We start from the raw sequence: 21,665 nt of genomic DNA, 5'->3' as shown, positions 1-21,665 counted from the left end.
CAATCGACCTCATCGCCACGCCACCGTTACTGCGCCGGTTGCTGGCACTCGGGATCTTCCTTGGGGTCGCAGACGGGCTCACCGAGCTTGATGGAGCCCTTTGCACCCTCCTCCACATTGGTCCCAACGGTGGCTTCAGGCGTATTGGAAGAAGCCTTCGGCGCAGCCGGCGTCGGTGCTGCTGGGACGACTGGCGGAATCACGGGCGGAATGACCGGCGGGATCGGACGCGCCGCCGGGGCAGCCGCTGGCGCGCTGGGTGCAGCCGCCGGTGCCGGAGCCGGCTCCGTCGGCTGAACGGGTGCCTGCGGGGCTGGAGCCGTAACCGGCTCGGCGGTCGTCGGCTGGGCCGCTGGCTGTGGCTGCAGGCGAGTCGAAGAGGGACGCGGACGTTCTCTGCGCACCACAGGCGGGGTTGCCAGCGAGAAGGCAAAGCGCACCCGTGCGCTGACCTCCTCGGCCAGGCTTTCATCGATCATATAGGGGTTGTCGGTGGCGCTGTAGACGGTGAAGGTGCCGGCCGCGATATCCATGCCGTTATCGACCGACGTCGCCACGACCTTGAAGGTCGCGCGCGGCCGGCGGTCGCCAAATCCACCCGACGGCGCGTAATCGCGGATCGAAACGGTCAGGACCACGCGCGGCAGAGCAACCGGCCGCCGCGTGACAGCGATCGCCTCGGCAATCCGACGGTCGACACCGGCGATCAGCACCCGCGATACCCTTGCATCGGCGATCACACCGACATCGCGCACGTCGTAATAGAGTGGCCGTTCGATCGGCTGTCGCCCCGTCAGGCTGCAGGAAGACAGGACAGCGATGAGCAGCAATGCAAAAGCGGCCTGGAGCCAGCGGAAGGGCATGGAACGGATCCTGACAGGGATGATTCTCGGTGCCCTGCAGGATGTTTGAACATGGTTAGCGAAGCGTTAATTCAGGTCTGGACCGCCTGGATTACGGCCATCGCAGCCTGCATGTCGACGAAACGTTTGCCGCGCCTCGCCTCGGCTTCCTCATCCGTTCCCCAATGCTCATTGGTCCAGTCCTCGTCGAGATGGGCGAGCGCCCAGGCCTCATCCAGGGACAACCTCCCCTCCGCCGCGGCAAGCGCCAGGATTGCCGAGCCGGTCAGCGTGGTAATGGTGTGCAGGGCCGACAGCCGGATCGGCTCGGCATAGGCCTGCAATGCCTCGCGAAATGCCTGCAGCGACTGTGCCGGCTGCTCCTGGTGAATGATGCCGCCGGCCAGCAAAAATCGCGCGCCATGGGTTTCAGCCACCCATTCCAGCACCGGATCCCACCCGTGAACCTGACGCTCCACCAGACCCTCGGGCTCTTCCGCCCGGTAGCACAGCATATCGCTTTGCGAGAAGCGCGCGATATCCTCGAGTACGGCTTCGACCTGATCCGAAACCGCGTCCAGCGCGGTGTTGACCAGACGGGTCACGGGCATGGAATGGGGATCGATCACCTCGACCTGGGCCTCCCATTCCGCGGCAATCAGGTGTGCAAGCCGCTCCTTCGGCACCGCAAGCGCCTTGCGCGCCGGGGTGCGGACCGTCTTGCCATCGAGCCGCACTTCAAAGCCAGCCTCGACCGGCTCGACCTGGACTGCGGTGTAAAACCGTTTGGGCAGCGGCCGATGCATCTGCAACTGCGCGCGCCGCACCGGATCCGGGTCGCTCTGCTGGATGTTGAAGATGTCGAACAGGTCGCGCATGTCTTAACTCACTGGATATGTTGAAGGATGTCCCCGGCGCGGGTGACGATCGCATCGGCGCCGGACGCCATAAGGTCGGCGGTGGAGGCATACCCCCAGGACACGCCGATGGCGGTGGCGCCAGCCGATTTTGCCATCATCATATCGTAGATGGCATCGCCCACGACAAGGGTGTCGCGCGGATCGATGCCCATCTCGTCGCAGCATTCGGTGACCATCGCCGGATGGGGTTTGGACGGGCAGTCATCCGCCGTGCGCGAAACGACGAAATGCGGAGCAAAGCCGTGAGTCTCAAGGATCATCTTCAGGCCACGGCGTGACTTGCCGGTGACCGCACCGAGCAGAAGATCGTCTCGGCGGGCCAGCGTGCCGATCAGGTCGGAAATGCCGTCAAACAGGGGCTCGTGATAACCGGGCAGCGCCCGCACCTCGGCAAAGATCGACTTGTAGTAGCCCATCATCGCCACGGCCTCGTCGTCGGCATGGGCCTTGCCCTGCATGCGCGCAATGGCGATGTCGAGGGTCAGGCCAATGATCGCCTTGGTGTCCGCCAGTTGCGGCTCCGCATGCCCGAACTGCACGAAGGTGCGCCGCATCACCTCGTGGATCAACCGCGCGCTGTCAACCAGCGTGCCATCGCAATCAAACAGGACAAGCTTCATGAGATTGTTCGCTTTCGAAAATGCCGGCGGTCATCTGGACCGCGGCAAGGTCAGTCGTCGTCGCGGGCGCCGCTCTCCAGGTCCAGCCCCAAGAGGTTCCAGCTCTGGACCATGTGCGGCGGCAGCGGCGCGGTCACCTTCAGCCGACCGCCATTGGGGTGGGGAATATCGATGTGGCGGGCATGGAGATGCAGGCGCTTCTGCATGCCGCCGGGGAAATCCCAATTGTGATCTTCAACGAAATACTTGGGGTCCCCGAGGATCGGATGTCCCAGATGCAGCGCATGGACACGCAACTGGTGCGTACGCCCGGTATAGGGCTCCATCTCAAGCCATGCGAGGTTTTGCCCCGCCGTTTCAAGCACCCGGTAATAGGAGATGGCGTGATCGGCGCCCTCTTCGCCATGCTTGGCGATCCGCATGCGGTCGCCATCGATGGTCTGTTCCTTCACCAGCCAGGTCGAGATCTTGTCTTCGCGCTTGCGCGGCACGCCCTTCACCAGTGCCCAATAGGTCTTCTTGGTGTCGCGCTCGCGAAACGCTGCCGTCAGCTTTTGCGCGGCGCCGCGGGTGCGGGCCACAACAAGAACACCCGAGGTATCGCGGTCCAGCCGGTGCACCAGCCGCGGTTTTTCACCCTTCTTGCTGGTCCAGGCCTCCAGCATCTGGTCGATATGGCGATTGAGGCCGGAGCCACCCTGGACGGCAAGACCGGCCGGCTTGTTGAGCACGAAGACTTTCTCGTCTTCATGCAGCAGCATGCGCGACAGTAGCTCGCCGTCTTCGGAATGCTTGAGATCATGCTGACCGATGGGACCGTTCTTGACCTTGAGATCCACATCCAGCGGCGGCACGCGCACCACCTGGCCCGGCTGCACCCGCGCATCCGTCTTCACGCGGCCGCCGTCGACCCTGACCTGGCCGGACCGCAGCAGTTTCTGCAACTGCCCGAAGCCAAGCCCCGGATAATGGGTCTTGAACCAGCGATCGAGGCGCATTCCCGCCTCGTCCGCGTTGACAGTGATGTGCTCGATGCCCGCCATATTCTAGCCTTCGCCTTCTTGTCGGGTCGCGATCGCCGTGACCGGCCGCCCGTCTTTGCATGAGGCTTTAGAGCATTTGCACACTTGATGGAAAGCCAAAAACGCCCCTCTCCCGACGGAAGACCGTCAAAGGGCCTGCAGGATCGAGCGCGTTACAACGACACCGGCTGCGACGGCGGCAAGCGACAGCACCAGGCTCGCCGCAACATAGGCGAAGGCCGGCACGACCTCGCCCCGCTCATAGAGCGCAAATGCATCGAGCGAAAACGACGAAAACGTGGTGAAGCCGCCCAGGAAGCCGGTGACCAGAAAGAGCCGGAGTTCGCTTGAAGCGGCAAACCGCGCCACGATCAATTCGACCAGAACGCCGATCAGGAACGACCCGAACAGGTTGACGATCAGCGTGCCCCAGGGAAATGCCGGTCCTAACAGCCGCAGAGCGCCCATGCCGACGAGGTAGCGGCAGATGGACCCGACGGCGCCGCCGACACCGACCAAAACCAGGTTCAGCATTGTGCGTCTCCGGCTATTGCCGCGACAACCGGCATCGGCGCCACGTTATGAAAAGACTTGGCGCAGATCAGGACTTGGCCTCCGCAACAAAAGCGGTGACGAAACTCTCCAACGCATCCCAATCCGTCAGCTCAAAATCTTTGGCGGTGTTCGTCGGCGCCCCTTCGCGTGCGGCCAGCCGCTTCACCATCCAGCGCTTGAAGAAATCATACTCGGTGTAGCGCAGAGCACCGGCGGCGTGATGCACATGGCGCGGCGTCCAGCCGCTTTCGGCCAGCAACGCATCCGGGAAGTGACGGGCTTCCTCTCGCTCCTCCTCATATTCGCTGGCGATGAACAGCGACACGGAGATAAAGGCGCTCGGCACGGAGTTGAGGAAGTCGCGCTCGCGCGTGACAAAGCCGGCAAAGGGAGCGGGATAACGACCGCCATGGATCGGCGCGCAGAGGATTGCCGCCTCCGGCCGCTCGAGCGCATATTCCGCCATCGACATGACGTTGAACAGCACGGCGCGATTGCCGGTCCTCTCCACGGCAGCCGCAACGGACTCGGCTATCTTTCGCGATTGCCCCTCGATCGTGACATATCCGACCAGAACGATCATAACACTTCCCCTCCCACAAATTATCGATTGCCGCGGGCCGCAGCATCGGCAACCCGTAATTTTTTTTTGGCTTAGAGGCCCGAGGTTGTCCAAATTTTAACCTCTTGGCAACCCTGACCAAAGACGCGCGCCAATCTGCCGCGCCGCAAAGGGCGGAAGTGCATAAAATCTTAGGTTTTTTCGCAAAGATGGAGAGACACAGGGGGAGTAAAATAGACGCCTATAAGAAAAAACGGTGAACGACATGACACAGGTTGTAACAGTATCGGCCCATACCGCCGCCTATGTCGCGGAGGCGATGAAGACGCCACCAAAGGTGTCGCGCAGCACGCATGTGAAGGAAACGCGCAAGTCCGTGGACAAGGAAGCGCCGTCCGAAGACATCTACACGGCTCAGATCTCGGCGACGGTGAGCGATTCAACGTCTTCGGCGCTGAAATTCATGACGGGTGGCCACCAGTCGAAGCAAAACGCCTCGCTGCAGGCAACGCTTGAGGCCTACGAGAGCTTCTGACCACCGCACCGGCATGCGCCGGCGCGATGGCGTTTGGCGAAAGAAATCAAAAAGCGTTATTTGCCCCGGGCCGGGCCCACGGGCAGCACGACGTCGACAGCGCCTGCCTTTTCAAACGTCAGCTTGACCGTGACCTTGCCGCCCTCGACGAAGGGCTCCTTTACGGCCATGAACATCAGGTGCAGACCGCCGGGCTTCAGTTCCACCGTCTGACCTGACGGCACCGGAATGCCGTCCGCGAGCTTGCGCATCTTCATAACGTCGTTGACGACGGCCATTTCGTGCAGTTCAACTTCACCTGCAACGCTTGATTCCGCAGCGATCAGCCGGTCATCCGTGCCACCGGCGTTCTTGATGGTGATGAACCCGCCGCCAACAGGCTGGCCAGGCAGCATGGCCCGTGTGAAGCCACCGGTCAGTTCCAGATCACCAAGCTTGACTGTCTCTGTACCCGCTGGTGCGACTGCATTGGCGTCCATGTCGTGACCTGCATGCGCATCATGACCGGCACCGTGACCGGCATGGGCATCGTGACCCGCATGAGCGTCATGTCCGGCGGCGGCGGCGTCACCACCCGCGACCTTCAGGAGCGGTGCAGGACCTTTCAGCGAATGCGGATCGACGCCGGGGCCAGCGATTTCATCCCAGGCAACCTTGGCATCGGAACCGCAAAGCTGGGTTACCTTGAACGGCAGCGCGCCGCCCGGCTCGACGCCGGTAACCTTGCCCCGAACGATGAAGGTGTCATAAAATTCGTCAGGAAGATTTCCGTTCTTCCAGCGGATCTCGACGGGCCCGCTGGTGACCTTCTTGCCGTGATCCTCATAGGCCTTCTGGTAGTCGCCCTTCACGACCTCCAGTTCCCAACCGGGCTTAGGCTGCGGCTTTGCCGAGATGAAGCCCTCGGGCAGGATCATCTGCACTTCGGTGGTCGCTTTCCCATCGCAGCCATGCGGAACCTGAAGCACGGCAACGACGGTCGATTCCGGCTGAACCGGCGTATTGGCAAATGTGGCGTGGGCATGGGCCGAACCTGCTCCCAAGCAGGCAAAAGCGGCGGCGGCGGAAAAAATAGTCTTCATGGTCATTCTCCTGAACGGGCGGCTCGTTGCGGCGCGTCCGTGATGCCGTCAACGGCGTGAAGCGGATGGAATTGGATGGTCAGAGTATCAGGAGACTGCAGGCGGCGCCCGCGAGCGCGGCCGAGCGACGCCGAGGGCTGGCACAACAGAGGTCTTTACCAGCGTTGCGGCTACCCCCGCCTCGGTGCTCGTCAGAAGCCACGCATGATCATCAGGACCGGGCAGCGCGATCGAATGGCAAAGCACGCAGACTTCGCAATAGCGTGCCATTTCCGGATGTTCGGTGGCGTGGTCGCCGATGCAAAGATCGGCATAGCTGCCATCGGGCAATTGCAGCGTGACATTCTGCACGATTGCCGCGACCGTTTCCGGCGGCTTGTGGGCAAATGCAAGCAGCACAACGGCCAGCGCGCAGATCATGCGCAGCATCACCGTTGCCATTCTTGCCGTCCGCTTTGCCATGAGGCCCTCCGAGTCGAAACCTGAGTACCGGCTTTCCTGCCGAAAATCAAAGTCCCACTAACAATATGCGCCATGTTGCCACAGCGATCGAACCTGTCTTTGATCCGGCGCAACAAACCGGCACGGCATCACAAACGGCAGGCGGATATAAGAAAGGGGACGCAGCCCATAGGCTGAGGACAAGGCCTTATCGCGCACGCCTGGCAGTCGCGCGACAAAAATTTGCTTCATAACGACGTGACACCCTTGCCAAAGCTTGGGGCCGGCGGCTAAAGCTGATGCCACCTTGTCGGGAGAAACCGGTTCACTCCGGTGCCGAAGGAGCAACCGCCCCGGAAACTCTCAGGCCAAAGGACCACAAGGTGCCGACTGAAACTCTGGAGAGATATCTCGCCGAAAGGTGAGGTGCGCCGAAGGGATAACAATCTCAGGCAAACGGACAGAGGGGGCTCATGAACCGACGCGCGGAGCGTCAACCATTGAGCAGGCGCGACCGCGCCGGACCGGAGGCACCTTTGGACGACCAGACCGACCTCAAGACCACCCCGCTATACGATCTTCACCTGTCGCTCGGCGCCAAGATGGTTCCGTTTGCCGGATACTCCATGCCGGTGCAGTATCCCGCCGGGGTGTTGAAGGAGCACCTTCACACCCGCGAGAATGCCGGGCTGTTCGATGTCTCGCATATGGGCCAGGTCATCCTGCGCGCCAAATCTGGCCGGATCGAAGATGCCGCCCTTGCGCTCGAAGGCCTTGTGCCAGTTGATATTCTCGGCCTGAAGCCTGGGCGCCAGCGCTACGGCTTCTTCACGGACGCCAATGGCGGAATTCTCGACGACCTGATGATCACCAATCTCGGTGATCGCCTCTATGTCGTCGTCAATGCCGGCTGCAAGGACGCCGATATCGCCCATATGCAGGCGCATCTGTCGGAAACCTGCGACATCACCTATGTCGAGGACCAGGCTTTGCTGGCGCTTCAGGGGCCGCGTTCGCAGGCGGTGCTTTCGGAGCTTGCACCCGAAATTGCCGAGATGAAATTCATGGATGTGCGTGAGGTTTCGCTTCATGACAGCCCCTGCATCGTCTCCCGTTCCGGCTATTCCGGCGAGGACGGTTTCGAAATCTCGGTGCCGGCCGACAAGGCGACGAATCTGGCAAAGGCGCTGCTCGCGCATCCGGATTGCGAGCCGATCGGGCTTGGCGCACGCGATTCCCTCCGTCTGGAAGCAGGCCTCTGCCTCTATGGCAACGACATCGACACCACGACCTCGCCGATCGAGGCCGATCTTGAATGGGCGATCCAGAAGGTGCGCCGCAGCGGTGGCGCCCGTCAAGGCGGCTTTCCCGGCGCTTCTCGCATCCTGCCGGAACTCGACGCGGGCACGACGCGCCGCCGCGTCGGTCTGAAGCCGGAAGGCAAGGCGCCCGTCCGCGGCCATTCGAAACTCTTCGCCGATAGCGAAGGCGCAACCGAGATTGGCGAGGTAACATCCGGCGGCTTCGGCCCCAGCGCCGGCGGACCCGTCGCCATGGGCTACGTACCCTCCGCATATGCCGGTCCCGGTACGGCGATCTTCGCCGAGGTGCGCGGCAAATATCTGCCTGTCACCGTCACCGCCCTTCCCTTCATCCAGCCCACCTACAAGCGGTAACGTTTTATGATGCCGCTGACAGCCCAAGCCCCCCTCTGGTCTGCCGACCATCTCCCCCACGAGGGGGGAGATCAGCAGGCTGCGGCCTTTCGCCCTTCGTCGGCGTCAATTGGTGGGGACAAGGGTGCGCCGATCCGATCTCCCCACCTGTGGGGGAGATGGCCGGCAGGCCAGAGGGGGGGGCTCGCGTGCTCCCTCAGCCAAACCAATTCAAAACTTCCTTCAGAGAGGACTAAAATCATGCTGAAATACACCGCCGAACACGAATGGCTGAAGCTTGAGGATGGCGTCGCCACCGTGGGGATCACCACGCACGCAGCCGAACAGCTGGGCGACCTGGTTTTTGTCGAACTGCCCGAAGTCGGCTCAACCTTCTCCAAGGGTGACGATGCGGCCACGGTGGAATCCGTCAAGGCAGCATCCGAAGTCTATTGTCCGCTTGATGGTGAGATCACCGAGGTCAACCAGGCGATCGTCGACGACCCCTCGCTGGTCAATTCGGACCCCGAGGGCAAGGCCTGGTTCTTCAAGCTGAAGCTTGCCAATGCCGGCGACGCCGACAGCCTGCTGGATGAAGCGGCCTATAAGGAGCTGATCGCCTGATGACGACACCCACCGAATTCACCTTCACCGATTACCAGCCCTATGATTTCGCCAATCGCCGGCATATCGGCCCCTCCCCGGCCGAAATGACCGAGATGCTTGGGGTTGTCGGCTTTCCCTCGCTGGATGCACTGATCGACGCCACCGTTCCCGGCTCGATCCGCCAGAAGGCGCCGCTGACCTGGAGCGCCCCGATGACCGAGCGTGAGGCGCTCGACAAGCTGCGCGAGACGGCCAACATGAACAAGCCGATGGTCTCGCTGATCGGCCAGGGCTATCACGGCACCATCACGCCGCCGGTCATCCAGCGCACCATCCTGGAAAACCCGGCCTGGTATACGGCCTATACGCCCTACCAGCCCGAGATCAGCCAGGGTCGCCTCGAAGCGCTGTTGAACTACCAGACAATGGTCTGCGACCTCACCGGCTTAGACGTCGCCAACGCCTCGCTTCTTGATGAGGCAACCGCCGCGGCTGAAGCCATGGCCATGGCCGAGCGCGTGTCGAAATCCAAGGCCAAGGCTTTCTTCGTCGATCAGAACTGCCACCCGCAGACCATCGCCCTGATCCAGACCCGCGCCGAGCCGCTGGGCTGGACAGTGATCGTCGGCGATCCCTTTGCAGACCTCGATCCGGTGGACGTTTTCGGTGCCATCTTCCAGTATCCCGGCACCCATGGCCATGTAAGGGATTTCACCGGCCTGATCGCCCGCCTGCACCAGACCGGCGCCATTGCAACGGTTGCAGCCGACCCGCTGGCGCTGGCGCTCTTGAAATCGCCGGGCGAGATGGGCGCCGATATCGCCATCGGCACCACCCAGCGCTTCGGCGTACCCGTCGGCTATGGCGGCCCGCATGCGGCCTATATGGCGGTCAAGGATGCCTATAAGCGCTCCATGCCCGGCCGCTTGGTCGGCGTCTCGGTCGACGCCCGTGGCAACCGCGCCTATCGTCTGAGCCTCCAGACCCGCGAGCAGCATATCCGCCGCGAAAAGGCGACCTCCAACATCTGCACCGCCCAGGTGCTGCTGGCGGTCATGGCGTCTATGTATGCCGTATTCCACGGCCCCGAGGGCATCAAGGCGATCGCCCAGCAGGTGCACCAGAAGGCCGTGCTGCTGGCCAAGGGCTTGGAAAAGCTCGGCTACGCCATCGAGCCCGACACCTTCTTCGACACCATCACGGTGGATGTCGGCCACATGCAGGGCCTCATCCTCAGGGCAGCCGTTGCCGAGGGCGTCAATCTGCGCAAGGTCGGCACCTCACGGATCGGGATCACGGTGGACGAGCGCACGCGGCCGGCAGCCCTCGAAGCCGTCTGGCGCGCCTTCGGTGGGGCTTTTGCAATTGCCGACTTCACGCCCGACTATCGCCTGCCTAAGGATCTCCTGAGGCAGAGCCCCTATCTCACCCATCCGATCTTCCACATGAACCGCGCGGAAAGCGAGATGACCCGCTATATCCGCCGCCTGTCGGATCGCGATCTGGCGCTGGATCGGGCGATGATCCCGCTCGGTTCCTGCACCATGAAACTCAATGCGACCGCGGAAATGCTGCCGATCACCTGGCCGGAATTTTCCGAGATCCATCCTTTCGCTCCGGCAGACCAGGCGCTGGGCTACAAGGAAATGATCGACGACCTCTCCGAAAAGCTGTGCGCCGTGACAGGCTATGATGCCTTCTCGATGCAGCCGAATTCGGGAGCGCAGGGTGAATATGCGGGTCTACTGACCATCCGCAACTACCACCTCGCCCGCGGCGACGCCCATCGCAATGTCTGCCTGATTCCGACCTCGGCCCATGGCACCAATCCGGCCTCGGCGCAGATGGCCGGCATGCTGGTGGTTCCGGTGAAAGCCCGCGACAACGGCGACGTCGATCTCGACGACTTCCGCGCCAAGGCGGAGCAACACCGGGAAAACCTGTCCTGCTGCATGATCACCTATCCCTCGACGCATGGCGTGTTCGAGGAGACGGTGCGGGAGATCTGCGAGATCACCCACCAGCATGGCGGCCAGGTCTATCTCGACGGCGCCAACATGAATGCCATGGTGGGTCTGGCACGGCCTGGCGATATCGGCTCCGACGTTTCCCATCTTAACCTGCACAAGACCTTCTGCATTCCCCATGGCGGCGGCGGTCCGGGCATGGGCCCGATCGGCGTGAAGGCCCATCTGGCGCCCTATCTGCCCGGTCATCCCGAGACGGATGGACGCCCCGGCGCGGTCTCTGCGGCACCCTATGGCTCCGCCTCGATCCTGCCGATTAGTTGGTCCTATTGCCTGATGATGGGTGGTGCCGGCCTCACCCAGGCAACCAAGGTGGCGATCCTCAACGCCAACTATATCGCAGCAAGGCTCACCGGCCCCTATGAGGTGCTGTACAAGTCCGACACCGGACGCGTGGCCCATGAATGCATCATCGATGTGCGGCCGCTGGCCGACTCGGCGGGCGTGACCGTGGACGATGTCGCCAAGCGCCTGATCGATTGCGGCTTCCATGCGCCGACCATGAGCTGGCCGGTTGCGGGCACCTTGATGATCGAGCCGACCGAATCGGAAACCAAAGCCGAAATCGACCGGTTCTGCGAGGCCATGCTGGCGATCCGCGAGGAAGCCCGCGCCATCGAGGAGGGCCGCGCGGACAAGACCAACAATCCGCTCAAGAATGCCCCGCATACGGTCGAAGACTTGGTCGGCAATTGGGATCGCCCCTATAGCCGCGAACAGGCCTGCTACCCGCCGGGCGCCTTCCGGGTGGACAAGTATTGGTCCCCGGTCAATCGCGTCGACAATGTCTATGGCGACCGCAACCTCGTCTGCACCTGCCCGCCGATGAGCGAGTATGCGGAGGCGGCTGAGTGAAGGCCGAGGGGCTCGCCGAGAGGCGGGCCCTTCCCTTCCAATCAGGGCGTCGACTTGGCGGCCTGAACCACAGCGGCGTGTTTTGCGGCAGGCTTCGCACCACGCCGGTACTTTGGCGCTCCGCCGCTCGTCCCACTACGAAACACCCCGCCATCGCGCGCAAAACTCCGTCAACCCTGTCTTTCAAGCCTTTGCTAATGTGATTGGGGTATGGCTCATGCAGTGATCCTGCGGAGATGCCTGCAATGAGCCTTTCGATTGCAATGACCAATGCGGTATCGGGCATGCAGGCCGGCGCGACCCGAAGCGCTGCCACCGCCAACAACGTTGCCAATGCCCTGACCCCTGGCTATGCCCGCCAACAGGTCAATCTCTCGACCGCGCCAGGTGGCGGCGTGTCCGCATCGGTATCTCAGGACCAGGGAGCCCCGGTCGATCTCGGCCAGGAAATGTTCGACCTTCTTGAGACCAGCACAACCTTCAAGGCAAATGCCGCAGTGTTCGAAACGGGCGCGGATATGTGGGACGTGCTGATGACGATGGTTAGGGATTGAGCTCTGGTCACGTCGCGCACTGGGAACGGCGCCCGCTTTGCCCGGGAAACGCGCAAATCTAGGACATTCTCACCAGTTCAAAGACGAATTTTTAAATTCGCTTTGTTAGCATCTGCAAAAACAAGGACTGCCCTTAGAGACAGTCGATCGATGTGAGACGACTTTTGGCGCCAACCCAGCCCACGACGAAACAGGTCCTACCCAGCGACAAGCGATCGCGGCGGTTTATCCATGCCTACAAGGCGGCCGCCCTCGCAGTCGTCTTTGTCGGTGTGTTGTGGGGCGCGATCTTTGCCGCCAATCAATGGTGGCTGCTGGCGGCGGTTGAACTCGTCTTCGCCGCGATTGGCCTCGTCAGCTGGCTTCTGATCCGCGCCGGTCACCTGAATGCGGCTCTGGTCTGCACGGAAGTGGCGCTGCTGGCCTTCGCCATCGGCTTCTGCCTGCTGTTCGACGTGCCCAGCCCCGGCTATCCCCGCGTTTCCCATCTGTTTTTGCCAGTTCTCGCGATCCTCGCCTACATCAACTATCTCAGGCGCAAGTCAAACATCCAACTGGCCGTCATAGCGGGCTGCCTTGCTGCCTTCGTGACATTTTCCAGTGCCGACCTGCATTTCTCCTTTGCCGAGCCCATTCCCGACGACATCAGGGTGATGGGCACCTGGATCAACAGCGTCCTTGCCGTCTTGATGATGTGCGGAGGCGTGGTGGCCATGGAACGGGAACTGCAGCGCCATAAGGGCATGGAACGGCAATTGCGCGGAGCCATACGCCGCAATGAGCTGGAACTCTTCTACCAGCCGCAGCTCAACCGGGCGGGCCAGGTCGTCGGCGCCGAGGCACTACTGCGCTGGAAGCATCCGCAGCGCGGCTACATCCCGCCGGGCGAATTCATTACCGCCGCCGAAGATTGCGGCCTGATGCCGCTGCTGGGCGACTGGGTGCTGGCAGAAGCGTGCCGCACGCTGTCTTCATGGAGCAAGGATCCGGTGCTCGCCAGGCTGACGCTGGCCGTCAATGTCAGTGCCGTGCAGTTCGGTGTCGAAAAATTCGATCAGTCGGTCCTGGAGATGGTTTATAGCCATGGCATCGACCCGACGCGCCTGAAGCTCGAACTGACGGAAAGCGTGGTCGTCTCGGGCATGACCTCGGTCGTTGCCCGGATGAATGTGCTGCGGGCGACCGGCATCACGTTCGCGCTTGATGATTTCGGCACCGGCTATTCTTCCCTGAGCTACCTCAGGAGCCTGCCGATCCGGCAATTGAAGATCGACCGCAGCTTTGTCGAGGAAGCTCTTGCCAGTGCCCAAGGCGCCGCGCTGATCAAGAGCATCGTGCAGATGGGTATCGAACTGGATCTGGTCGTGCTGGCCGAAGGCGTCGAAACCAGCGCCCAGCATAATTTCCTGATGGAGATCGGCTGCCACGAGTTCCAGGGCTATCACTTTGGCCGGCCCGTACCGCTCGCCACCTTCGAAGACTATGCCCAGGCCATGGCCCACCGGGCAGCCCTGGTTTCGCTCACCACGGAACGTGCTGGTCGGTTTCAACGGAGCGCGTCACCGGTCGCGCGGTCATAGCCAGACATAAAAAGGCCCGGATCGCTCCGAGCCCTGTCGTTATCGATGAATGTACCGCTCAGGTGCGTACGGCATCGGCCCCGCGCTCCCGAGCCAGCAGCGCAAGATCGGCGGCCTTGAGCTCGACCGACTCACCGCAGCCGCAGGCCGAGGTCTGGTTGGGATTGTGGAAGGTAAAGCCGGACCGCAGCGTCGTCGTCTCAAAGCCCATTTCGGTGCCGAGCAGATAGAGAACGGCCGACGGATCGACCCAGACGCTGGCGCCGTCGCGCTGGATCAGGTCATCCCTGGGGTTCGGCTCGGATACGAGATCGATCGTATATTCCATGCCGGCGCAGCCGCCCTTCTTGATGCCGACGCGTATACCCTTCGCGTCGGGACCGGAATTCTCCACGATCGTCTTGACGCGCTGGGCCGCAGCCTCGCTTAGCGTCATAACCTGAAAGCCCATCTCATTCTCCTCAACTCGACCGGATCGGGACAAACTCAATCAGCATTGGCATTCTGACTGCTTGTTGACCCCCAAGCACCGGTGATTTGACATTAATCTAGTGGTGCAGGCTTAACCGATCAATACCAGCCGAGCGCAACCTGCGCTTCCTCGGACATGCGGTCGGGCGACCACGGCGGATCGAAGGTCATCTTGACCTCGACTCCAGAGACGCCTTCGACGGAACTGACGGCATTTTCCACCCAGCCCGGCATTTCGCCGGCCACCGGGCAACCCGGGGCGGTCAGGGTCATGTCTATCTTGACCATTCGGTCATCTTCGATATCGATCTTGTAGATCAGCCCGAGTTCGAAGATATCGGCCGGAATTTCCGGATCGTAGACCGTCTTGAGGGCTGCGACGATGTCGTCCGACAGGCGCGCCAGTTCTTCCGGCGGGATGGCCGAATTGATGATGTCCTTGCGGACATCGGCTTTGTCTTCCGTATCGCTCATCACTGTGTCCTCAGCCGAAGAATTTGCGCGCGTGGTCGAGAGCATCGGCAAGCTTGTCGACCTCCGCCCGCGTATTATACATGCCGAACGAGGCCCGGCAGGTGGAGGTCACGCCGAAGCGGGCCAGAAGCGGCTGCGCGCAATGGGTTCCCGCACGAACCGCGACGCCCTGCCGATCGATCAGCATCGACACATCATGCGCATGGATGCCGGCGAGTTCGAAGGAAAAGATCGCGCCCTTGCCCGGCGCATTGCCGAAGATCCTCAGCGAGTTGATCGCAGTCAGCCGCTCATGCGCATAGGCCGTCAGGTCGGCCTCATGGGCGGCAATTGCCGCCCGGCCGATCTTTTCCATGTAGTCCAGCGCATAGCCGAGCCCGATCGCCTGCACGATCGGCGGCGTGCCGGCCTCGAAGCGATGCGGCGGATCGTTGTAGGTGACGCGATCCTCGCTCACCTCGATGATCATCTCGCCACCGCCCATGAAGGGCTGCATGGCCTTCAGACGATCCATCTTGCCGTAGAGAACGCCGATGCCCGAGGGGCCGTAAAGCTTGTGACCGGTAACCGCATACCAGTCGCAATCGATGTCCTGCACATCGACCGGCATATGCACGGCCCCTTGCGACCCATCGACCAGAACCGGAATGCCACGCTCATGGGCGATCCGGCAAACCTCCTTGACGGGCACCACGGTGCCCAGCGCATTGGACATATGCGTGATCGCCACGAGCTTGGTGCGCTCCGTCAGGCATTTCTCGAAATCCTCGATGTGGAAGGCACCGTCCTCGTCGACAGGCACGAAGACCAGCTTGGCGCCCTTGCGCTCCCTCAGGAAATGCCAGGGCACGATATTGGAATGGTGCTCCATGATCGAGAGCACGATCTCGTCACCCTCGCCGATCTCCTGCCTGCCGTAACCATAAGCAACCGTGTTGATCGCCTCGGTCGAGGACTTGGTGAAGATCACCTCGTCAACCGATCCGGCATTGAGGAACCGGCGCACCTTTTCGCGCGCCGCCTCATAGGCATCGGTTGCGGCATTGGAGAGGAAATGCAGGCCACGATGCACATTGGCATATTCGTTGGAATAGGCGTGGGAGATCGCATCAATCACGACCTTTGGCTTCTGCGCCGAGGCCCCGTTGTCGAGATAGACCAGCGGCTTGCCATAGACCTCGCGGCTCAGGATCGGAAAATCCGCCCTGATCGCCTCGACGTCATAAGCGCCTGCATTTCCGATCATGTCAGCCATGATGCTCCAGCCAATCCGTGATGATGGTTTCCAGCGCCTCGACCAGGGCCTCGTCTTCCAGCTCCTCGACGATCTCGGCGACGAAGCCGTTGATCAGCAGGCCACGGGCCGTCTTTTCCGGAATGCCGCGAGACATCAGGTAGTAGAGATGGTTCGCCTGGATGTCCGTGACGGTCGCGCCATGGGCACACTGCACGTCATCAGCGAAGATTTCGAGCTCGGGCTTCACCGAGAACTCGGCCTCGTCGGACATCAGCAGCGTGTTGCAGGCCATGCGCGCATCGGTCTTCTGGGCATCGGGCGCCACCCGGATCATGCCCTGGAACACGCCACGGGCCTTGTCGAACACCACGTTGCGGATGATCTCCGTCGAGGTCGTGTTCGGCACATTGTGGCCAAGCGTCATGGTGACATCGGTATGGCTATCGCCGCCGAGTAGGTTGACGCCGCGCAGGGTAAAATCAGCGCCCTCGCCGCTCGTCTTGACATGGACTTCCTGGCGCACCAGCTTGCCGCCGGCATTGATGACGAACAGGCGGAACTTCGCATCGGGCCCCAGATCGGCCCGGATCTGACCCAAATGGCTATCGGCATTGCCCTCGCCCTGCAGGATGATCCAGGTGATCTCTGCACCTTCGGCAAGCGTCAGGTCAGCGACCACAGTCGCAAGCGCTGCGGCATCGCTCTGGCCGACATGGCGCTCGATGATGGTCGCCTTCGATCCCTTGCCGAACGAAGCCGGGAAGCGCAGATGCAGATGGCCGGCAGCGTGCACCGATTGGATTTCGATCGGACCCGCGACCTCGGCACCATCGGCAACCGCAAGGCTGAAACCATCGCGCACAAAAGCACCGTTGATCCGGCCAACCGTGTCGTCATTGCCGTGGGCGGTCAAGGCTTCGGCCGCGGCACCGCTTTTCAGCAGATCGCGATAGAGCGAAACACTTACACCCTCGGGAAGGTTGCCGACATCCTGTGCAACGCCCTGGAGCACCGACAGCACCTTCGTTTCGGTGACAACGGGCGCGACGGGCTGCCCAATCGCACCGACCTGATCTGACGGCAGAGCACGCAGCAATGCCTTGAGGTCGGTATAATGAAAACTCTCCACCCGCCGGGTCGGCAGGCCCTGGCGCTTCAGCCCATCGAACAGGTCGTCACGCTTCAAGAGCACGGAGGCGTCGCCGGGCAGGCTGCCAATCTCGCGGGTATAGGCTTCGATAAGCTGGGTCTCGGCTGCGGTGAGCCGGTTAGCCGCTTGCAATGTCATGGCTTGCTACTCCTTCCTGCCGGACGCCTCAGGCGGCCTGACCGGTGATATCGGCATAGCCGTTCTGTTCCAGTTCGAGCGCAAGAGCCTTATCGCCGCTCTTGATGATCTGGCCCTTGTAGAGAACATGCACCGTATCCGGCACGATGTAGTCGAGCAGGCGCTGGTAGTGGGTGATCACAACCGTGGCGCGATCAGGACGCTTCAGCGCATTCACGCCATCGGCGACGATCTTCAAGGCGTCGATGTCGAGACCCGAATCAGTCTCGTCGAGGATGCAGAGCTTGGGCTCCAGCAGCGCCATCTGCAGGATTTCGGCACGCTTCTTCTCGCCACCCGAGAAGCCGACATTGAGCGGACGCTTCAGCATGTCAGGGTTGATCTTCAGCTCGGCAGCGGCTTCCTTGACGCGGCGCATGAAATCCGGCGTCTTCAGCTCCTCCTCGCCGCGCGCCTTACGCTGCGAATTCATCGCCACCTTGAGGAACTGCATGGTCGCGACACCGGGGATTTCCACCGGATACTGGAAGGCCAGGAAGATGCCCTTGGCGGCGCGCTCGGCCGGATCAAGCTCCAGGATGCTCTCGCCGTTATAGAGAATGTCACCCTCGGTCACCTCATAGTCTTCGCGACCCGAGAGAATATAGGACAGCGTCGACTTGCCAGACCCGTTCGGCCCCATGATAGCAGCCACTTCCCCCGCCTTCACGGTCAGGTTCAGGCCCTTGATGATCTCGGTGCCGTCCTCGGCGATGCGTGCGTGCAGATTGCGAATTTCAAGCATGTCTTTGTTCCTGTTCATAGGGCGGTTCAAAGGCCGCCTGTCGATGATCGAGCGCCTATGGGCGCTTTGATTGCAAATTTTCGTGACCGAGACCTGTTGTCACTACATCCCAAGCAAAAAGTGGAGAAGCACGTATCCGATGATAGGCGCCCAGATCGTCAGTCCCAGCAAAAATGTCCCAAGCTCAAATCCAGCAACATGCAGAAGAAAGCCTGCGGCCACGACGCCAAACCAGCCAATCAGGAATTTCCGCTTTGCCGACTGTGAAATCATTCCTGTTCAAACCTTCAGTTGACCACATGTCTTGGCCGGACGCCCAAAATCCCAGCTAGCACACATTCGAAGGCATCAAACCGGGACACGCTGAGAACCTCTGACATTTAACCCGCCGGATCGCTTCGCCCGCCTGTGAAAAGGATCAAAAGCCCCCGCCACATCATCACCAGCCAATCATCCGAGTGGAAGGCCACGAACAGAACAAACAAGAAGCCGAAGGCAAGGAGGAGATATCCGGCACGGTCGTAGAGCCGTTTCATCCTATCCCTCAGGTAGTTCCACTCCTTTTGCTTGCCTCTGTCCGCTTCCATCAAGACAATCGCGCCAGATTAACCGACCGACCCCTCAAGCGAGATATTGATCAGCTTCTGCGCCTCGACCGCAAATTCCATCGGCAGTTCCTGGATAACGTCGCGCACGAAGCCGTTGACGATGAGCGCAATCGCCTCCTCTTCGGGAATCCCGCGCTGCATCGCGTAGAACTTCTGGTCCTCGGAAATCTTCGACGTCGTCGCCTCGTGCTCGACTTTGGCGGTGGAGTTCTTCACTTCGATATAGGGCACGGTGTGAGCGCCGCAGGTATCGCCGATCAAAAGGCTGTCGCAATTGGTGAAGTTGCGAGCATTGGTCGCCTTGCGATGCATCGAGACCTGGCCGCGATAGGTGTTCTGAGAAAAGCCCGCCGAAATACCCTTGGAGATAATGCGGCTCGACGTGTTCTTGCCGAGATGGATCATCTTGGTGCCGCTATCCACCTGCTGGTGGCCGTTCGACACGGCGATCGAGTAGAACTCGCCGCGGCTGTCGTCACCGCGCAGGATGCAGGACGGATACTTCCAGGTGATCGCCGAACCGGTCTCGACCTGGGTCCAGGAAATCTTCGACCGGTCACCACGGCAATCGCCACGCTTGGTGACGAAGTTGTAGATACCGCCCTTGCCGTCCTTGTCGCCCGGATACCAGTTCTGGACGGTGGAATACTTGATCTCGGCATCATCAAGCGCAACGAGCTCGACGACTGCGGCGTGAAGCTGGTTCTCGTCGCGCTGCGGTGCGGTGCAGCCTTCGAGATAAGACACGTAAGCGCCTTCCTCGGCGATGATCAGCGTGCGCTCGAACTGGCCGGTGTTCTTTTCGTTGATGCGGAAATAGGTCGACAGTTCCATCGGGCACCGAACGCCCTTCGGCACGAAGACAAACGATCCGTCCGTGAAGACAGCGCAATTGAGCGTGGCATAGTAATTGTCGGTAACAGGAACAACCGAGCCCAGATATTTCTGCACCAGGTCCGGGTGCTCGCGCACGGCCTCGGAGATCGACATGAAGATCACGCCGGCCTTCTTCAGTTCTTCCTTGAACGTCGTCACGACAGAGACCGAATCGAAAACGGCATCCACGGCAATCTTCGAACGCTGCACGCCCGCCAGCATTTCCTGTTCTTTCAAGGGAATGCCGAGCTTCTCATAGACCTTGAGCAGTTCGGGATCGACCTCGTCCAGCGACGTCGGTCCGGCCGTGCTCTTGGGCGCGGCGTAATAGTAGATGTCGTTGAAGTCGATCTTGGGATAATCGACGCGCGCCCAGGTGGGCTCTTCCATCGTCAGCCAACGCCTGTAAGCGTCCAGACGCCATTGCAGCATCCAGTCCGGCTCGTTCTTCTTAGCAGAAATAAACCGCACGATCTCTTCGGAAAGCCCCTTCGGAGCCTTATCGACCTCGATCGTCGTTTCAAAACCATATTTGTACTGGTCTACATCGATCAGACGCACCTGATCGATCGTTTCCTGTACGGCAGCCATTGGCGTTCTCCAATCTCGCCGGGTCCAAGGTCCGGCGGCTTGTCAACGTTTGAAGCGGGAAACCCGCCCCTATTTAGGTGGCCAGAGGCAGCTTTTCACCCCTCTTGGCAAGCGGAAATTTGGCTTTCCGCAATTAATTACTAGGTCTCAGGCAGCCTTGCCGGCCGGCTTTCGCCGTGCTGCCACCCGCTCGAAGACCGCAAGCGCTCTCTCGATGTCCGCCTCGGTCGTGGAAGCTCCGAGAGAAATACGCAGACCCCCGACCCTTGGTTCATGCCCCATTGCCCGCAGCACGTGGCTCTGCCCAACCTTTCCGGAGGAGCAGGCCGCGCCGGCAGAAATTGCGACACCCTCCAGATCGAATGCGATCTGTCCGGTTTCCGCTTTCAGCCCGGGAAGGCTGAAAAACGTGGTATTGCAGACCCGCGGCACATCCTGTCCGTAAATCACGACATCCTTTGCGACCTGCGCCATGCCGCGCTCCAACCGGTCGCGCAACGCGCCAATCGCAGCGGTCCGTTCATCGATTCGCTCACGAGCAACCTGGGCGGCCGCGCCAAAGCCGGCGATCGCGGCCACGTTTTCCGTGCCGCCGCGATGCCCCTTTTCCTGACCACCGCCGCGGATCAGCGGTTCGGGCATCAGCACCTCGCCGCGAGACACCAGCGCGCCTGCCCCCTTCGGACCCCCGATCTTGTGGGCGGAGAGAAACAGGAAATCAGCATCCAGAGACGCCATGTCGATCGGCACGCGGCCAGCCGCCTGCACGGCATCGACCACCAGCAGGCCACCATGGCGATGCACGATTGCTGCCGCCTCCGCCACCGGTTGAACAATGCCGGTCTCGTTATTGACCAGCATGACCGCCACAAGCGGCAGACCCGTCTCGCGCGGATGGGCGGACAGCGCTGCCTCAAGCACCGCCAGATCCAGTCGACCGGATTGCTCGACCGGAAGTTCACTGACGGAACCCGCCGGGAAGCGCCCGCCGAGCCTGACTGCCGGATGCTCTATGGCGGACACATAAAGACGGCTCGCCACCAGCGGCGCACGTCCCATGCGAAAGGCCGGCGTCAAAACCATGTTGGCCGCCTCGGTGGCACCGCTCGTAAACACCACATGCGCCGCCTCGGCCCCCACCAAGGCAGCAACCGACCGGCGGGCCCCCTCCACAGCCATGCGTGCCGCCCGACCCTCCGCATGCACGGAAGAGGCGTTGGTCGGCGCATCCAGCATCGACAGCATCGCCGACCGCGCTTCTGCAAGCAGCGGAGCCGTGGCATTCCAGTCGAGATAGATGCGCTTTGTCATCGTCTTCGGCTACGTTGAGGGTAAAGGAACAAAACCCGGCGCATTTTCCTTGAAATTTCCGCCTGGCATGTCCTATGACACGTCCCAAGCTTTATGGAACGCCGTAAAGTTTCGAATAGTTCTAAACTGCGTTTTAGAAAAGCTGACTTCGTACGTCAAGTCATCTTGC

Annotated in this window: 22 protein-coding genes and 1 riboswitch; of the genes, 6 read left to right on the top strand and 16 right to left on the bottom strand. The window is 61.4% G+C overall.

Annotated elements, in window-relative coordinates; translation table 11 throughout:
- Window positions 1-26: 26 nt before the first annotated feature.
- The 6 genes from B9A97_RS11375 to B9A97_RS11350 form a co-directional block, all read right to left on the bottom strand.
- Window positions 27-863, bottom strand: coding sequence for a hypothetical protein (locus B9A97_RS11375; protein WP_084365440.1), 837 nt, complete (start codon window positions 861-863; stop codon window positions 27-29).
- A 71-nt stretch (window positions 864-934) separates the two neighbouring features.
- Window positions 935-1,720 (bottom strand): ATP12 family chaperone protein, encoded by a 786-nt coding sequence (locus B9A97_RS11370; protein WP_084365439.1) that lies wholly within the window; start codon window positions 1,718-1,720, stop codon window positions 935-937.
- 8 nt (window positions 1,721-1,728) lie between these two features.
- On the bottom strand, window positions 1,729-2,382 hold the full coding sequence (locus B9A97_RS11365) for an HAD-IA family hydrolase (RefSeq protein WP_084365438.1): 654 nt from the start codon (window positions 2,380-2,382) through the stop codon (window positions 1,729-1,731).
- Between the two features lie 50 nt (window positions 2,383-2,432).
- Window positions 2,433-3,425, bottom strand: a complete 993-nt coding sequence (locus B9A97_RS11360) for an RluA family pseudouridine synthase (RefSeq protein ID WP_084365437.1) — start codon at window positions 3,423-3,425, stop codon at window positions 2,433-2,435.
- 126 nt (window positions 3,426-3,551) lie between these two features.
- The gene (crcB, locus tag B9A97_RS11355; protein ID WP_084365436.1) at window positions 3,552-3,938 is read right to left on the bottom strand and encodes a fluoride efflux transporter CrcB; all 387 of its coding nucleotides are present in this window, start codon (window positions 3,936-3,938) and stop codon (window positions 3,552-3,554) included.
- 67 nt (window positions 3,939-4,005) lie between these two features.
- Window positions 4,006-4,542, bottom strand: a complete 537-nt coding sequence (locus tag B9A97_RS11350) for a flavodoxin domain-containing protein (RefSeq protein WP_084365435.1) — start codon at window positions 4,540-4,542, stop codon at window positions 4,006-4,008.
- 244 nt (window positions 4,543-4,786) lie between these two features.
- On the opposite strand from B9A97_RS11350, the gene B9A97_RS11345 reads away from it, so the two are divergent.
- Window positions 4,787-5,056 carry a hypothetical protein gene (locus tag B9A97_RS11345; protein WP_143530414.1) on the top strand — a complete coding sequence of 90 codons (270 nt, stop codon included), beginning with the start codon at window positions 4,787-4,789 and terminating at the stop codon, window positions 5,054-5,056.
- Between the two features lie 56 nt (window positions 5,057-5,112).
- Here B9A97_RS11345 and B9A97_RS11340 read toward each other — a convergent pair whose 3' ends face one another.
- Together B9A97_RS11340 and B9A97_RS11335 are read right to left on the bottom strand one after the other, a co-directional pair.
- On the bottom strand, window positions 5,113-6,138 hold the full coding sequence (locus B9A97_RS11340; RefSeq protein WP_084365433.1) for a DUF1775 domain-containing protein: 1,026 nt from the start codon (window positions 6,136-6,138) through the stop codon (window positions 5,113-5,115).
- Between the two features lie 87 nt (window positions 6,139-6,225).
- A complete protein-coding gene (locus B9A97_RS11335) occupies window positions 6,226-6,600 on the bottom strand; it encodes a hypothetical protein (protein ID WP_084365432.1) in 375 nt (124 codons plus the stop codon).
- Window positions 6,601-6,879: 279 nt separating this feature from the next.
- Window positions 6,880-6,968: riboswitch (glycine riboswitch) on the top strand.
- A gap of 147 nt (window positions 6,969-7,115) precedes the next feature.
- Between B9A97_RS11335 and gcvT the strand changes: the two genes are divergently transcribed.
- The 5 genes from gcvT (at window position 7,116) to B9A97_RS11310 (ending at window position 13,856) form a co-directional block, all read left to right on the top strand.
- Window positions 7,116-8,255: a glycine cleavage system aminomethyltransferase GcvT gene (gene gcvT, locus B9A97_RS11330; protein ID WP_084365431.1), complete on the top strand. Its 1,140-nt coding sequence runs from the start codon at window positions 7,116-7,118 to the stop codon at window positions 8,253-8,255.
- Between the two features lie 240 nt (window positions 8,256-8,495).
- Window positions 8,496-8,858: a glycine cleavage system protein GcvH gene (gene gcvH / locus B9A97_RS11325; protein WP_084365430.1), complete on the top strand. Its 363-nt coding sequence runs from the start codon at window positions 8,496-8,498 to the stop codon at window positions 8,856-8,858.
- Window positions 8,858-11,722, top strand: coding sequence for an aminomethyl-transferring glycine dehydrogenase (gene gcvP / locus B9A97_RS11320; RefSeq protein ID WP_084365429.1), 2,865 nt, complete (start codon window positions 8,858-8,860; stop codon window positions 11,720-11,722). Before gcvH ends, gcvP begins: the two co-directional genes overlap by 1 nt.
- 245 nt (window positions 11,723-11,967) lie before the next feature.
- Window positions 11,968-12,276 carry a flagellar basal body protein gene (locus B9A97_RS11315; RefSeq protein ID WP_084365428.1) on the top strand — a complete coding sequence of 103 codons (309 nt, stop codon included), beginning with the start codon at window positions 11,968-11,970 and terminating at the stop codon, window positions 12,274-12,276.
- 164 nt (window positions 12,277-12,440) lie between these two features.
- Complete coding sequence (locus B9A97_RS11310; RefSeq protein WP_084365427.1) at window positions 12,441-13,856, top strand: putative bifunctional diguanylate cyclase/phosphodiesterase; 1,416 nt, start codon at window positions 12,441-12,443, stop codon at window positions 13,854-13,856.
- 58 nt (window positions 13,857-13,914) lie between these two features.
- Here the strand turns inward: B9A97_RS11310 and sufA are convergent, their stop codons facing one another.
- From sufA to B9A97_RS11270, 8 genes are all read right to left on the bottom strand, one after another.
- A complete protein-coding gene (gene sufA / locus B9A97_RS11305) occupies window positions 13,915-14,307 on the bottom strand; it encodes a Fe-S cluster assembly scaffold SufA (RefSeq protein WP_084365426.1) in 393 nt (130 codons plus the stop codon).
- 119 nt (window positions 14,308-14,426) lie between these two features.
- A complete protein-coding gene (locus B9A97_RS11300; RefSeq protein ID WP_084365425.1) occupies window positions 14,427-14,801 on the bottom strand; it encodes an SUF system Fe-S cluster assembly protein in 375 nt (124 codons plus the stop codon).
- A gap of 10 nt (window positions 14,802-14,811) precedes the next feature.
- Complete coding sequence (locus B9A97_RS11295; RefSeq protein WP_084365424.1) at window positions 14,812-16,056, bottom strand: cysteine desulfurase; 1,245 nt, start codon at window positions 16,054-16,056, stop codon at window positions 14,812-14,814.
- Window positions 16,049-17,326, bottom strand: a complete 1,278-nt coding sequence (gene sufD, locus B9A97_RS11290) for a Fe-S cluster assembly protein SufD (protein WP_084365423.1) — start codon at window positions 17,324-17,326, stop codon at window positions 16,049-16,051. The genes B9A97_RS11295 and sufD overlap by 8 nt, the downstream gene beginning before the upstream one ends.
- A 28-nt stretch (window positions 17,327-17,354) precedes the next feature.
- Window positions 17,355-18,110, bottom strand: coding sequence for a Fe-S cluster assembly ATPase SufC (sufC, locus tag B9A97_RS11285; protein WP_084365422.1), 756 nt, complete (start codon window positions 18,108-18,110; stop codon window positions 17,355-17,357).
- 380 nt (window positions 18,111-18,490) lie between these two features.
- Window positions 18,491-18,646, bottom strand: coding sequence for a hypothetical protein (locus tag B9A97_RS29775; protein ID WP_179145271.1), 156 nt, complete (start codon window positions 18,644-18,646; stop codon window positions 18,491-18,493).
- Between the two features lie 69 nt (window positions 18,647-18,715).
- On the bottom strand, window positions 18,716-20,185 hold the full coding sequence (gene sufB / locus B9A97_RS11275; protein ID WP_084365420.1) for a Fe-S cluster assembly protein SufB: 1,470 nt from the start codon (window positions 20,183-20,185) through the stop codon (window positions 18,716-18,718).
- Window positions 20,186-20,332: 147 nt separating this feature from the next.
- Entirely contained in the window at window positions 20,333-21,496 is a 1,164-nt protein-coding gene (locus tag B9A97_RS11270; RefSeq protein ID WP_084365419.1) for a cysteine desulfurase family protein, read from the bottom strand.
- Between the last annotated feature and the right edge of the window lie 169 nt (window positions 21,497-21,665).

The organism is Rhizobium sp. RU36D (assembly GCF_900176345.1).
Classification (GTDB): domain Bacteria; phylum Pseudomonadota; class Alphaproteobacteria; order Rhizobiales; family Rhizobiaceae; genus Allorhizobium.
The sequence above is the reverse complement of the archived record's forward strand: the minus strand, read 5'-3'. Positions and strand labels throughout refer to the sequence as shown.

Excerpts from the sequence above, each read along its gene's own strand:
- sufB (WP_084365420.1), bottom strand. The coding sequence starts at position 20,185 with ATGGCTGCCGTACAGGAAACGATCGATCAGGTGCGTCTGATCGATGTA.
- B9A97_RS29775 (WP_179145271.1), bottom strand. The coding sequence starts at position 18,646 with ATGAAACGGCTCTACGACCGTGCCGGATATCTCCTCCTTGCCTTCGGC.
- sufC (WP_084365422.1), bottom strand. The coding sequence starts at position 18,110 with ATGCTTGAAATTCGCAATCTGCACGCACGCATCGCCGAGGACGGCACC.
- B9A97_RS11350 (WP_084365435.1), bottom strand. The coding sequence starts at position 4,542 with ATGATCGTTCTGGTCGGATATGTCACGATCGAGGGGCAATCGCGAAAG.
- B9A97_RS11360 (WP_084365437.1), bottom strand. The coding sequence starts at position 3,425 with ATGGCGGGCATCGAGCACATCACTGTCAACGCGGACGAGGCGGGAATG.
- gcvP (WP_084365429.1), top strand. The coding sequence starts at position 8,858 with ATGACGACACCCACCGAATTCACCTTCACCGATTACCAGCCCTATGAT.
- B9A97_RS11335 (WP_084365432.1), bottom strand. The coding sequence starts at position 6,600 with ATGGCAAAGCGGACGGCAAGAATGGCAACGGTGATGCTGCGCATGATC.
- crcB (WP_084365436.1), bottom strand. The coding sequence starts at position 3,938 with ATGCTGAACCTGGTTTTGGTCGGTGTCGGCGGCGCCGTCGGGTCCATC.
- B9A97_RS11300 (WP_084365425.1), bottom strand. The coding sequence starts at position 14,801 with ATGAGCGATACGGAAGACAAAGCCGATGTCCGCAAGGACATCATCAAT.
- B9A97_RS11365 (WP_084365438.1), bottom strand. The coding sequence starts at position 2,382 with ATGAAGCTTGTCCTGTTTGATTGCGATGGCACGCTGGTTGACAGCGCG.
- B9A97_RS11270 (WP_084365419.1), bottom strand. The coding sequence starts at position 21,496 with ATGACAAAGCGCATCTATCTCGACTGGAATGCCACGGCTCCGCTGCTT.
- sufA (WP_084365426.1), bottom strand. The coding sequence starts at position 14,307 with ATGGGCTTTCAGGTTATGACGCTAAGCGAGGCTGCGGCCCAGCGCGTC.
- B9A97_RS11370 (WP_084365439.1), bottom strand. The coding sequence starts at position 1,720 with ATGCGCGACCTGTTCGACATCTTCAACATCCAGCAGAGCGACCCGGAT.
- sufD (WP_084365423.1), bottom strand. The coding sequence starts at position 17,326 with ATGACATTGCAAGCGGCTAACCGGCTCACCGCAGCCGAGACCCAGCTT.
- B9A97_RS11345 (WP_143530414.1), top strand. The coding sequence starts at position 4,787 with ATGACACAGGTTGTAACAGTATCGGCCCATACCGCCGCCTATGTCGCG.
- B9A97_RS11340 (WP_084365433.1), bottom strand. The coding sequence starts at position 6,138 with ATGAAGACTATTTTTTCCGCCGCCGCCGCTTTTGCCTGCTTGGGAGCA.
- gcvH (WP_084365430.1), top strand. The coding sequence starts at position 8,496 with ATGCTGAAATACACCGCCGAACACGAATGGCTGAAGCTTGAGGATGGC.
- B9A97_RS11295 (WP_084365424.1), bottom strand. The coding sequence starts at position 16,056 with ATGGCTGACATGATCGGAAATGCAGGCGCTTATGACGTCGAGGCGATC.
- B9A97_RS11375 (WP_084365440.1), bottom strand. The coding sequence starts at position 863 with ATGCCCTTCCGCTGGCTCCAGGCCGCTTTTGCATTGCTGCTCATCGCT.
- B9A97_RS11315 (WP_084365428.1), top strand. The coding sequence starts at position 11,968 with ATGAGCCTTTCGATTGCAATGACCAATGCGGTATCGGGCATGCAGGCC.